Source organism: Anaerotruncus massiliensis (ex Togo et al. 2026) (genome assembly GCF_030825285.1).
In the GTDB taxonomy this organism is placed as follows: Bacteria; Bacillota; Clostridia; order Oscillospirales; family Ruminococcaceae; genus Anaerotruncus; species Anaerotruncus massiliensis.
Map to the genome: position 1 here is coordinate 16,295 of NZ_JAPJQF010000030.1, position 12,532 is coordinate 28,826.

General features: G+C 68.6%; 8 protein-coding genes and 1 pseudogene. All 9 read right to left on the reverse strand.

Annotated elements, in window-relative coordinates:
- Window positions 1-5 precede the first annotated feature (5 nt).
- Window positions 6-1,460 (reverse strand): DUF4157 domain-containing protein, encoded by a 1,455-nt coding sequence (locus RCI06_RS09635; RefSeq protein WP_306575833.1) that lies wholly within the window; start codon window positions 1,458-1,460, stop codon window positions 6-8.
- Window positions 1,461-1,496: 36 nt separating this feature from the next.
- The gene (locus RCI06_RS09640) at window positions 1,497-2,600 is read right to left on the reverse strand and encodes a hypothetical protein (RefSeq protein WP_101552366.1); all 1,104 of its coding nucleotides are present in this window, start codon (window positions 2,598-2,600) and stop codon (window positions 1,497-1,499) included.
- 46 nt (window positions 2,601-2,646) lie between these two features.
- Entirely contained in the window at window positions 2,647-4,731 is a 2,085-nt protein-coding gene (locus RCI06_RS09645; RefSeq protein ID WP_306575836.1) for a hypothetical protein, read from the reverse strand.
- A 12-nt stretch (window positions 4,732-4,743) separates the two neighbouring features.
- On the reverse strand, window positions 4,744-7,605 hold the full coding sequence (locus tag RCI06_RS09650) for a hypothetical protein (protein WP_306575839.1): 2,862 nt from the start codon (window positions 7,603-7,605) through the stop codon (window positions 4,744-4,746).
- Window positions 7,606-7,631: 26 nt separating this feature from the next.
- Entirely contained in the window at window positions 7,632-8,045 is a 414-nt protein-coding gene (locus tag RCI06_RS09655; protein ID WP_101552360.1) for a GPW/gp25 family protein, read from the reverse strand.
- Window positions 8,046-8,069: 24 nt separating this feature from the next.
- Complete coding sequence (locus tag RCI06_RS09660; protein WP_306575842.1) at window positions 8,070-8,849, reverse strand: phage baseplate assembly protein V; 780 nt, start codon at window positions 8,847-8,849, stop codon at window positions 8,070-8,072.
- Window positions 8,846-9,949 (reverse strand): phage late control D family protein, encoded by a 1,104-nt coding sequence (locus RCI06_RS09665; protein ID WP_306575846.1) that lies wholly within the window; start codon window positions 9,947-9,949, stop codon window positions 8,846-8,848. Before RCI06_RS09665 ends, RCI06_RS09660 begins: the two co-directional genes overlap by 4 nt.
- Window positions 9,950-9,980: 31 nt before the next feature.
- Window positions 9,981-10,730, reverse strand: coding sequence for a hypothetical protein (locus RCI06_RS09670; protein WP_306575849.1), 750 nt, complete (start codon window positions 10,728-10,730; stop codon window positions 9,981-9,983).
- A gap of 1 nt (window position 10,731) precedes the next feature.
- A pseudogene (locus tag RCI06_RS09675) lies at window positions 10,732-12,532 on the reverse strand (hypothetical protein); the annotation flags it as partial.

Genomic DNA, 12,532 nt, shown 5'->3' on the forward strand with positions numbered 1-12,532 from the left:
GCGGATTAATTCCCGCGGATTTTGCTCCAAAGCCGCTTGAAGGGGTTACGCGACTTTTTCGGGGCGGCGGGGGCGGGAAGAGGGTTGCTCTCCTTTTGCAGGCCGCCCATGATGTCGGCCCACGCCCGGGTCATCTCCTTGTTGCCCTTGTGTTTTTCCATCATGAGGCGGGCCTGCTTCATCCGCTGGTCAAGGCTCATCTCATTTGCGTCGCTCTGCCCGGGCAGCTCGGCGGACATGTAGTTCGGCGCGGTCTTCTCGCCCCCGGGCGAGAAATGATAGGGCGCCGCCTCAGGGGCCGGGGCAGGAAGCTCGAGCCCCGTCTTTTCGAGGATTTCCGGGCGGATATTGGGCGCGCCGATACTCCACACCTTGTCATAATACGGAATAAACGCCTGAAAAGCGGGCCACAGTTCCGGGGCCATCATGGATTGAAAATCGGCGTCTCTGTCGTTCTCAGAAAGCCATTCCGAAAAGTAGTTGCCCACCTGTCCCGCGTCGCCCGCAATATTGGCGGGATGGTTGCGGGAATCAAAGGAATCCGCAGGCACGGCGGATCTCATGGCCTGCCCGTTCACCACGCCCGTCATACGCGCAAGCACGTCGGTCATGAAATACCCTTTCGGGGACTGGTCGGTGGCACCAAAATTTCCGCCCATATTTGCAAACGTGTCCTTGATAAAGCCCTGTACCTCCGGGTCGTCCAGATGGGGCATGATCATCTGAAACATTTTTTCGCTGACAGCCGCGCTCTCAGCGGAATACTTGGAAGCACCGCCTTCAAAGGTGTGCCGCTCACCGCCCATTTTTTTGAGCGCGGCGACCTTTTTGATGAGATCTTTTGACTGATCCCGGAAGGGGGCCATGACTTCCGGCAGACCGGCTTCCTTCATAATTGGGTTTGCGCTCGCTCTGGTTCCGCCTTCAAAAATTCCCTTTGCATTCTCTGGAGAGTAGCCTCTCCATTTTTCGCCCGCTTTTCTTGCACGCGCTTGGGGAATTTGTATGTCGCGGATTTGATCCACATAGCTCTTTTTTTTCATCTGCGCGGGGGCGCTGTGCCCGGCGAGCGCGCCGGCGTCCACCGGCCCGGCGGCCGTGAGGCTTCCGGACGCGAAGGCCGCGCCCGCGCGGTCGGCCGCGGCCTCGAAGGACGGCTCCTCCAGCACCCCGCCGGTCATCGGGACCTCGCCCGCCGCCTGGCCGCGCACATGTTCGAGCTCGTGCCCGAGCACCGCGCGCCCCTCCGCCGTCCCGGGCGCGAACTCGCCCGGCGCGAAGGAGATCACGTTTCCCCGCGCGACGGCGCGCGTGCCCATCGCCTCCACCTCGGGCGACTCCGCAAACGAAATCCGCGCCGGGTCGAGGCCGAAGCCGCGGTGCACTTCTCTTGCCGTGCGCCCGTCGAGGCGCAGCGGCTTTACGGGCGCCGTCCGGGTTTTCTGTTTGTTGCTCGTCATCATTTCGGACATCCTAGTCCACCTGCCTTCCATTCATCAGCCCAGCGCGATAAATCCATCCAGCGTCCCGGCGTTCGCGGCCGCCTCACCGGGCGTGGCCAGCACGCCGGTCCCGTCCAGATAACAGTGGTCGTCCGCGCGGCTGCACGGGTTCAGGAACACCAGCCGGTGCGGGGTGCCGATCGGGCTGTAGAGCCGGATCAGCCGTTCGAGCCGCCCGGGTTCCGGAAAGCCAGGCAGGGGAGGCAGCAGCACGCAGAAACTGCCGGAGTCGCCGCCGTAGAGCCGCCCGTAGAGCGCCCGCCGCGCGGGCGGGAGGGGAATGCGCTCCCATTGGAACCGCTCCACGATGCGCGGCGGCACGCCGCATACGAGCTCCAGCACCGCCTCGAGGGCGGCGCGGGTGCCCTTCATCCCCTGGTAGAGGTCGAGGCCGGAGATGATCGTCCGCAGCTGCGCCGGGGTAAAGAGCCCGTCGCAGCAGAGCCCCAGCCAGTCCGCGAGCTCCAGAAGGCCCTCATCCGGGACCGTCTCGTAGTCGAGGCGGTGCGGCAGTTCGTCCGCGCGGCGCTCGAGGTCGAGGTAGAGGGACTGGAACACCGCGATGTAGCGGTCGAAAAAGTCGTCCTGCCGGTAGATCTCGGGGAAGTATCCGGTGAAGCTCACCCGCGGGAATTCGAGCCGCAGCCCCCGCAGCGTCCAGTCGCATTCTCCGGCCGGGTAGGCGCCCGCGTAGATCCAGACATACCGCCCGGTGAGCGAATGCAGCAGCAGATCGGTACAGTCGACGGCGCGGACGTGCCGCAGGGCGCAGAGCAGCTCCCGCTTCCGCGCGGGGTCGACGCCGGGGTCGGCCAGAAGCTCCGACAGGTCCGCGTCCCGGTCGTCCACGACCGCGTCCGGCGTGTCGGCGGCGGCCACGACCACCTCGAGGCGCACCCCCTCGAATTCCCCGTCCACCGTCAGGCGGTTGAAGGTGCAGTCCGGGTCGCGGGTGTCAAACATCCGCGTCACGTATGCCGCGGGGTTCGCCGTCTCCGCGGGATGGAGAAAGAGCTCCCCGTCCGCCTTCAGGTTGTGCGGACACCCGCGCAGGAGGTCCCGTTTATAAAAATTGACAGCTTTCAGCGGTTCCGTCATCTGCCGTCCGCCCCTTTCCTATTCGACTTGGCGGGCGCCGGGCGCCCTATACAAATTCGATCCCCGTCTCCCAGAGGTAGGCCAGGCAGTCGGGAAGCAGCAGGATGTCCCCATGCTCGTTTTTGCGCCCGCCCTCCCCGAGGTACTCGAGCGAGAGCTGGCTCACCGCGCGCACCGCGGGCAGCAGCTCCAGCCGGGAGAAGAGCCCGCCGTAGTCCACCCGGCGTCCGAAGACGGGGTTTTCGCTTTCGATCCAGACGCGCAGAGCCTCCAGCACCCCGTCTTCCGCGGCCCTGCCAGGATCGGCCAGGCGGATGCGCCCGTAGACGCCGACGCCCACATAGCGGGCCGGACGGACCTGCAGGTCGTTGGCCAGCATCCGGTGGCGGCCGAGGTGCGCGCGGATGATCCGCGCATAGTCCTCGCTGAGGATGGGGAGCCGCCGTTCCGATTTGGGGCGCACCGCGATCAGGATGGTGTTGACGGGCGGGGGAGCTTCGCCCGCGGCGGCGCAGTAGTCCGCCATGGGGATGACCGCCGCGTCCTCGATGAGCAGCCCCGGCGTCCCGAGCGTCAGCGCGCGGATATCCTCCGCCGTGACCGCCCGGAGCACCGCGCGCAGCTTCTCCTCCACCAGCGGCTCCAGCTCCTCCGAGGTGCAGCGGTATTCGCCGCCGCCGGCATCCTCCAGGTTTTCCGCCGTGACGCCCTCCACCGGGGTCTCCAGCCGGTTCACCTGGCCCCGGAGCACGTTGCCCCCGCCGAAGGAGGAGCGTGCCAGCTCCAGCGCCTCCACCAGGAGCCCCGCCTCGGGCTGCACGCCGTGGACGCCGTCCCCAAAGACGACCGATCCCTCGCGGCGGTCGAGCTGGAACACCCGGTCGTCGCAGCCCGCGCCGGAAAGGTCCGGGCATTCGTCGTAGATCTCAAAGGCCCGCCGCCCGTCCGGGCCGGTGCGGGAGAGCGCCAGACGCAGGCGGCAGAGGCCGTCCGGGTCCAGCGCGACCCGGCGGGAGGCGCAGCCGTCCGTCTCCCCGAGCAGCAGCGGCGCGCCGGGGCGCGCGATGGTCACGAGGACCCGGCTTCCCTTGGCCGGGACCCGGCCGAACCGCTTTTTATGGAAGCGCACCGCGCCGTCCTCCACCGCGCAGAGGTCGTCCCCGGAGGGGCGGAAGTCCCGCCACACGACCCACTCGTCCTTCTCCCGGACCGCGACCGAGACCCGGTCCTCCGGCTCCAACGCATAGCCGACCGGGAGGGAGGGCTCGCCGCGGTAGAGGAGCTCCACCGTGTGCGCGGCCGTGTCCGTCTGGACCGCAGTCCCGCAGCAGACCGCCGCCCGGCCGACGCGGGGGCGCCGGTCGTAGCAGCCCTGCCGGAGGGCGCAGCGCAGGTAATGGGCCGGCGCAAGCCGCCCGTTTTCATAAAGCGCCGTTTCACCGGACAGCCGCAGGGTGAGGAAGCCGCTCCGCAACAGTCCGCGGGTCTCGTCCGAAAGGACCTCCGCCCGCTGCCAGCCGCCGCCGTCCCGGCAGGACCACTCGAGCTGTACGAGTGAGAAATCGTCCCCGAAGGGGTTGCGACCCGTCCCGGCCACCGGGATAAACAGCCGCACCGTGCCGCCGAGCGGTTCGGCGAAGCCGAAAAACGCCTCGGCGGGGCGCGACGGCTCGTCGGTTAGGATGGGGGCGAACCCGCCGTCCGCCTCCACAAAGGGGCCGAGGTCGTAGCACCTGCCGGACTCCTCGCTGTAGAGGCGGGTCAGCCGGTTGGCGCGGCCCTCGACCGCCCGCTCCAGCTCAAAGACCGTGTCTCCCGCCAGAAGCCGGGTCCCGGCGGGCAGGGAGAGCGCGGCCCCGGACGGCGCGCGGAACTCCACGCGGCAGCGCGCGGGGGAGCGGCGGGGGCGGATGCCCAGGAGCTTGAGGTAGGCAAGCCGGTGGGCCTCGCCGGTGGCGTTGATGTAATAGTTCAGGCTGTCGCACAGCCACGCGAACGCCTGGAGCGTCGTGACGCCGGGATCGTGGTCGTTGAGGTCGGTCCACTCGGGCGCCAGCACCGGCGCCATGGCGCGGGCGCGGTCCCAAAGCTTCTGATAGTCCAGATCGTCCAGCCGGGGCAGATTCAGCATCCCGGACACCTCCTATTCCCTGCGGTCCCGCAGATTGACATAGACGATGTGCTCGCCGTTCACCGCCATGGCGAAGGGGCTTTGCACGGCGGCGGCCAGCTTTTCGTCCACCGGGTATTCCCGCCCGCGGCTGCGGGCGGAAAGCGCCATCCGCGCGATGAGGATGCCGGGCCGCCGCAGCCCCAGCCAGGCGAGCAGCTGCGGCCGGGTGGGCAGCGTGCCGATCTCCCAGCCGTCTCCGTCGTAGCCGCCGGTCAGCGGGTCGAGGAAGGCGCGGATGTCGGCGAGGGTCTGCTGCTGGAGCTCGTAGGGGTCGCCGTCCGGCCCGCACTCGAGCCACACCCGCACCGAAAACCGCACGAACCGCGGCTGGCAGAGCATCAGCGCCCGCCCCTGGGGCAGGATGCCGCTCGAGGCGAGCAGCTTTTCGCGGATGGTGTCCCGCACCGCCGAAAAGATATGGCCGCCCTTTTCGTATTCCTCGATGAGCAGCGCCACGGTGATGGCGCGTTCGTCCCGCTGGCCGAGCGGCGTGACGCCCGGCAGCACCCTGATCCGCCGCACGCCGTAGCTGACGCTCGAGATGAGGTCGAAAAAGTCCTGCTCGGTGACCGCCCGTCCCCGGGTGCGCAGCAGGTTGCGGACCGAGGCGGCGTAGGCCTCCTCGGTATGCCCGTCGCAGCCGCCGTAGGCCGCCATCGGGTTCGTGGCGGAGGAGATGTAGCGGACCGATTCCTCCAGGACGGTGATCGTGTCCGGCCCCACGTTGGCCGCCGCGCCCTGGTAGCTCCGGTAATCCACCCGTACCGCGGGACCGCCCTCCTTGAGGGGGTAGGGCGCGAAGGCGTTCTTTTCGAACTCCACCGTGCCCGCGGCCAGGTCGACGCCGCAGTACCGGCCCTGCTGGCCCCGGCCGATCCGCCGGTTCCAGCGCACCCAGTTTTCCGCGTTTTCCGGATTGCCGTCCTCCTCGTTGACCCACACCTCGAGCGAGACGAGGTTCTGCTCCGCCAGCGCGATCCCCAGCGGCGCGTCCGGGTCGGCGAGGTAGAAGACCTCCGAGCTGCTGCGCCGGTTTTCCACCCGCGCCATATTGGTGAGGACCTCCCTGACCAGCGGGAGCTGTCCGGAGGGCTGCCGCCGCAGCACCAGGCGCAGCCACCAGCACTCCCGGCCGAAGAGCTCCTTCTTTACGATGTCGTCCGGCACCGGTAAAAGCAGCGTGCCCGCGTAGAGGAGGCCCCCCGTGTTGTCCACCGCCTGGAGCTGTGCAAAGCCGTCGGGCGAGAGGTACTCCGCCGTGTAGTCGAGCGCCGCGTCCTCGTCGTTCTCCACCTCGAGGTAGAGGGAGAGCGGCATTCCGCGCGGCGGCAGGTCGAAGCCGAGATACATGGCCGTGCGGCCGCACTCGTTGTTGTAGAAGACGGGGAACGCCCGGCGGGAAGCGATGGCCCCGGTGACCTCCGCCGTCTCAAAGTTGTTGCGGGTGCAGGCGTAATCGGGCGGCAGGCTGTCCTCCTCGTACCGGTAGGAGAAGGAGAGCCCCGTGATCACCGGGCAGAGCTGCACGCAGGGCATGCTGTAGAGATTGTCCGCCCGCAGGAGGCGCAGGCGCAGGCGCGGTTCCCCGTCCTCCTCGGCGATGTCGCGGGGGAGCAGGAAGGAGCACTCCATCGCGCCCTCGGTCGAGCCGTTGAAGAGCAGCGCCGCGTGTTCCTCCTCCAGAAGCCTGCGCCAGCCGCGGACGCTGCGGTATTCGAGCAGCGCGTAGTCGGCGCGCACCTGCATGGGCTCCAGCCTGGGGGCCTCGCGCGGCCCCTTCATGAGGAGCTTGTAGTCGATGTCGCTGACCGCCTCGGGGAGCTTGCGCTCCACCGTCTCGAATCCCAGCGAGAAGCGCATCGCCACCCGCGCGCCCCGGCGGGCGAACGCCTGGCGGCATTCGATGCCGCACTCGGCGTAGATTTCCATCGGCCCGCCGAAGGGCAGAAAGCGCCCGGCGTTCTGCGTCACGCCCGCGCAGCGCACCTCGTCGGGCGGGAGCGCCTCCCCCGCGAAGGAGAGCTGCGCCCCGCAGAGCTCGAGATCCAGCGGGCCGGGCGCGCGCACGCAGAGCACGTACCGCTCCCGGCCGCCCAGCTCCACCTTCTGCGGCGTGCAGCCGGGCAGGGAAAGCCGGATGGCGCCGCCCTGCCGCTCCACCGTCCGGAAGACGCGTTCCCCCTCCGGCTCGAGCAGGGAATAGCGCAGCTCCTTCCGGCAGAGCGTTTCGAGCGCCCCGTCCAGCTTTTCGGGATCGGGGGTGCGCACCCGCAGTAGGAGCTCCAGATCCTCCAGCGCGTCGAACGCGCCGTCAAAGCCGAGCAGCAGCCGGTGCTCCGCCTCGCTTTCGCCCGAGAGGTCAAACGCCGTGAAGCTTCCCTCCGAGGCGCCCGGCGCGCCCTTGTCCAGAAGGCGCACGATCCGGTCGGTGGCGCCGTCGGTGACCGCGACGCTCACAAGCTCGGCCTGTGTGGCGGTGATGGCGTGGGTCGTTTCGAAGACGAGCCGCCGGCCCTTTTCCTCGGCGTAGAGGCGGGTGCCCCTGGGGACGTGGACCGGGTCGTCCATCCCCGCCGCCTGGGTGAAGCGCACGAAGCTCTTGGCCGATTCGGAGGGCTCCTCGCGGAGGCGGTCGAAGAGGTTCAGGTACTGGACGCGGTATTTGCCGATCGCCCGGCCGAGGCGCTTTTCGCTCTCCAGAAGCATGTCGTCCACCAGCAGCGCGACCGCCGAACCGCTGTCGGGGTTCTTTTCATCGAAGCGCCATTCGGGGACGTAGGAACGGGCCAGCGCGGCCAGCGCCGGCCGCCCGGAAGTTTTCGGTTCTGCCATGATCTGTCGCCTCCTTCATTGGGCGCTTAGTCCTGCCCGACACCCTCGTAGAGATAGTAGGGAAACACCAGGTTGTTGGGGTTGTTGGTGTCCCGCACCGTGTAACGGATGTTGAAGAGGAGCTTGCCCTCGCGGACGCCGCTCTCGTCGACCTCCACCTCGGTATCCACGATGCGCGGTTCCCAGCGTGCGAGCGCGTCCACGATCTCGGTGGCGATCAGGTTTTCCGCCGTCTGGTCGGGCAGCTCGAACACGTAGTCGTGGATGCGGCTGCCGAAATCGGGCAGCATCGCGCGTTCCCCCATACGGGTCATGAGGATGATATAGATCGACTGGCGGATGTCCTCCTCCGCGTCGACCATGCAAAAGCGCCCGGTGGCCGGGTCCACGCGCGGCGGAAAACAAAGCCCCCGCCCCAGGAACCCTCTTGTGTCGGCCATATCAGCACTCCCTTTCTTTCCGCGTTATCCCAGCTTCACCATGCCGCCGGATACCTGGGTCATGGCGCTGCCCGAAACGGACACCTGCGTGCCCTCGGCCTTGAGCATGGTACCCTTGAGCCCGAGGCTCTGGCCGCCGTCCAGTTCGGCCTGCATATCGGCCTTGATGGAGAGCTGTCCGCCCTTCAGTTCCAGCTTGCCCGCCATGCCGTCCATCGTGATCTCGCAGCTTCCGGCCTTAATCGTGAGCTTCGACTTGCCCTCAAGGCTCACCTCGCCCTTCTGGCAGTCGATGGAAAGCTGGTTCTGGCCGTTCTTGTCCGCGAGGGTCATGAGCTGCTTCCCATCGTCGAGGGCGAGACGCAGTCCGCCCGGCGTCACCGCCTCCACCGACGCCTTGCCCTGCGCGTCCGAGAGGGTGAGGTCGACGCCGCCCTTGGTCTTGAACCTGCGGGTGGTGTTCTTCTTCTCGAAGCTGTCGCTTTTCATCTGCGCCGTGGCGGGGAAGAGACTCCCGAGCACCACCGGGCGCCTGAAGTCGGTCCCGATGAACCCCACCAGCACAATGTCCCCGACCTCGGGAACTAGATAGCTGCCGTAGTCCTTGCCCGCGTAGGGGCGCAGCAGCGGGATCCATTCGCAGACGTTCTTGCCGCTTTTCCAGGCGGTGAATTCCACCTTGACCATGCCGGGCTCCCCGCTCTCCGCGTTGTCGGTCACCGTCCCCTGGACCATGCCGCCGGGGCGGAGGAAGGCCCGGTCGTTGCCGTATTCGCCGCCGAGCAGTTCCGCAATCGAATTCATAGGCTGTTGATCCTCGCTTCAAACGTCGTTGTGTACCCGTCCGTCTCGTCGAAGGCGTGCCGGACAGCGGTCACGTAAAAGCTCCCGTCCATCCGCCCGGAGAGTCCCTTCACACGGACCGCCCGGCCCGGCACAAGCTCCGGCAGGCCGATGCACCGGCATTCGAGCGTCCCGAAGCCCTGCTCGATGCTGCCGAGCAGGGCCTTGGCGCGGGCCTGCGCCTGGGAGGCCGACTCGGCCTGCGCGTCCAGGTAGACGCGCTCGGTGCCCGAGAGCATCCGGGAGGGGGCCGCGCCCTTCCCAAACTTCCCGCGGGACTGGGCGCTGCCGGAAAATTCCCTGTCGGTCTGGGGATCGATCCCCACCACCGTCACCTTTTGGACCAGCGGCGCGCCCCGCAGGCTGAGGCCCGCCGAAAGGAGCGCCTCCCCGGGGCTCACCGTCATGACCGGCTGGCCGGCGGCGGGGCGTTTGCGGAAATACGCCTTGCCCGCCAGCAGGAAGAACTCGCAGCCCGCGTAGCGCGCCTGGCGCACGAGGAAGTCGTAGCTCGTCTCCATGCCGGCCGCCAGCATTTTGATCTCCCCGGGGACCGGATCGACCTGTTTGCCCTTGAGGTAGCCGCCCACCGGCTGTTCGCCCAGCAGCGCCTGCACCGCCCGGTCGATCCGCTTCTCCCGGAAGATTTCCAGCCGCTGGGTCTTCATGAGCAGGCATTTGGCGTCCATGCATTCCACATGCACGACGGGTGCCTCCTCGGGGTCGAAGCGGTAGTCCAATCCGGTGATGAGGCCGTAGAAAACCGTCTCCGTGGCGATGTAGCCGAGCTTCACCTCCACCTTGGCGCCCAATTCCAGCAGGCGCAGCGCGCCCTTGGAGTCGAAGTCGCTGTCGGGGGGCCGGTACTCCCCGAGCAGGTCGAAGCTGCATCCCGAGGCCGGGTATTCGCTCGTGAGCTCGACCGAAACATTGCTGAGCGCCGCGTGGTACCGCTCGCCCAAATCGCTCCCCTCCACCAGGACCCGGACGGTGGGAGCCGCAAATTCCCGGTATTTCTTTTTCAGCAGCGCGTAGGCCGTGCTCTGCTTCATCAGGTCCATCTGCTTCACCGCCCTTTCCTGAAAAGAGGACTCACTTGATGGAAGGCACCTTGAGGCGCATCGCCCCGGAAATCTTCCGGGGATTGAGGATTCCGTTGGCCTCGGCGATCGTCCGCCACATGGCCGGGTCGTCGTACTCCTGCTGCGCCATCAGCCAGAGGGGGTCCCCCTCGGTGAGCGTGCGCTCCTTGGTGCGGTTGGGGGAGCTGAAGGTGCGGATCATCCGGCGCTGCAAAAGCTCGGTCTCCTCGCCGACGATGGTGAGCTGCAGCTTGGCGCGCAGCGGGGTGCCGTCCCGCGAGAACATGGTGTAGCTGATGGAGGAGCTGGCCACGTAGCCCATGAAGTCGAGCCGCCCCCACACGAAGCGCACCTTGAGGGGGGCGTGCTGTTCGTCGTTGTACTTCAGCATGTTGGCGATCGACTGGCAGACCTCGGTCGGTTTCTTGCCGAGCTTGGGCAGCAGGACCGATTTGAGCGCGGAGGAGAGGCTCCCCGTGTCGAAGCCGCTCAGGTCGGTGTCGGTGTCGAAATAGAGGGTCGCGGAAAAGGTGGCGAAGTTGCCGGCCGCCGCCTGCATCTTGTCGATATCCTGGTCCTTCCCGATCGAGAGCTTCCTGCTCAGGTTGACCGATCGGGAGATCTGGTACTCGGAGGGGTTGAACTGGACGGGCAGCATATCGCCCATCTGCATCCCCCTGACGACGCGGAAAAGCTTCGCCTTCTCCAGCTTGCCCTCATAGAGGGCGTCCGCCGCTCTGGAAGCCGCCTTCTTCAACATGTTACCACTGCCCCCTTCTTGCTTTTTCCGACCGCAGCCGGGATTCCAGGTCCCGGTAGACCCGGTCGGAGAGTTTTCTCAAATCCAGATGCGCCAGCGCCTCTTCCACCGCCTTCGTCAGCGCCCGCCCGTCCGGTCCCGGGAGCTCCCCCCGAGACGCGTTGACCGCGCGGTTGAGGGTGGTCCGGACCTCGGTTTCCGTCTCGACGCGACGGGTGCGGACCGTCGGGATGTCCGGGGAGTCCGTTTCCGCGGCAGCCTGCCGGATGGCGGGCGGTTCGGCGCGCAGGATGATCGGCGCGGGCCCGAAGGCGGGCTGTGCGGGCCGCGAGAGCTCCGTGACGCTCCGGGCCCGGGCCTTGGGGGCGGGCTCCGCCATCGGGGCCGGCGCCGGCAGATGCGGCGCCGCCGGAAGAACGGGCGCCGCGGACGGTTCCATCGGATACGCGGGCCGCCGCGTCAAAAGCCGCTGCGGCGCGGCCGGTCCCGGAGAACCGGGCGTGTCCGCCGGACGTGTCGGCCGGGCGGAGGCGCGCATCGGCTGCGCCGGGAAAAACGGGGAAACCGCCGACGGTTCCCGCGTCCGCTGAATTGGATGGAGCGCGGGAGCCGGCGCGGGCTGGTCCGCCTGCCGCACCGGCGCGAAGGCCGGGGCTTCCGGAGCGTCCGCCCGCCCAATTTGCCGCGGAAGCGTCGGCGCGGGGAGGATCCGATTCGGCGTCCGCTGCGCGGCGGGCTGTGCGGAAGCGCGCTCCGCGGCCCGCGGCAGCGGAGCGGGAACCTCGGCGGGTTCCCTTTGCGCCGCGCGCGGCTGCCGCGCGCGCTCCTCCGGGACCGGCCGTGCCGGGACCGGGGCCTCCGGCGGCTCCCGGCGCGCCGCGCGTTCTGCCTGCGGGGGTTCCGACGCGGCCCGCGGCCATAGCAGGCGGGCGGGCGTCGGCGCGGGGAGTTCCGCCGGGCGCGCGGCCCGCGCTTCCCGCCGCTCCGCAGCCGGCGGCAGCGCCGCCGGGAGAGGGGACGCGGGGGGCGTCCCGGGCAGTCCGCGCCCGGTCGGGGGTTCCGCCCGCGGGGGCGGCACGGCGGCGGGAGCCACAGGCGTCTGCCAGAATGGCTGGAGAGGAGATCCCGGGACCGCCGGCGGCGCCGGCAGGTTCGTCCCGTCCTGCCGCCTCCCCGGCGCTTCGGAATCGTAAAGGGGCGCCGGACGGACCCGCGCCGCCGGGGGAAATCTATGTTGACGAACCGGCGGGGAACCCGCCGGACCGCGCTTTTCCTGATTGAAGACCGTGAATCTCTGCCGGATGGCGGAGACCTGGCGCTCCGCGAGCGACCGGCGCTCCAGGAACCGGAGGGTTTTACGCTCCCGGCCGCCCGGCGCCGCTTCCCCGCCCGGCTTTCCGTCCGTTTTGGCCGGGAGAGGCGCGGACGCGCGTCCGGGGGACGCCGGGAGAAGCGCCGTATGTCCGCGCAGGGCCAAAATCCGCGCGACCGCTTGGCCGGGCGTGGGGAGAGCCGGCGGCAGAATGCCCGCGTGGATCTTTTCCACCGGCAGGGGGCGCGCGCCGCGCGCTTCCCCCGCCTCCGCGGCCTCCAGCGGCCGCGGGGCGGCCGTCTGCAGGACTCGGCTCTCCCCGTCCGAAGGCGCGCGCGTCCAGAGCGCCCGTTCGGTGAGCATCCGGGACCGGACCGCGAGCATCGCGGCGGGCGCCGCGGCGGCCGCGACGAGCCGCTGCAAAAAGGAGAGGTTCAGATTCAGGGTGAAGAGGTTGTTCTGCTCGAGGCAGTTCTGGATATTCCAGACG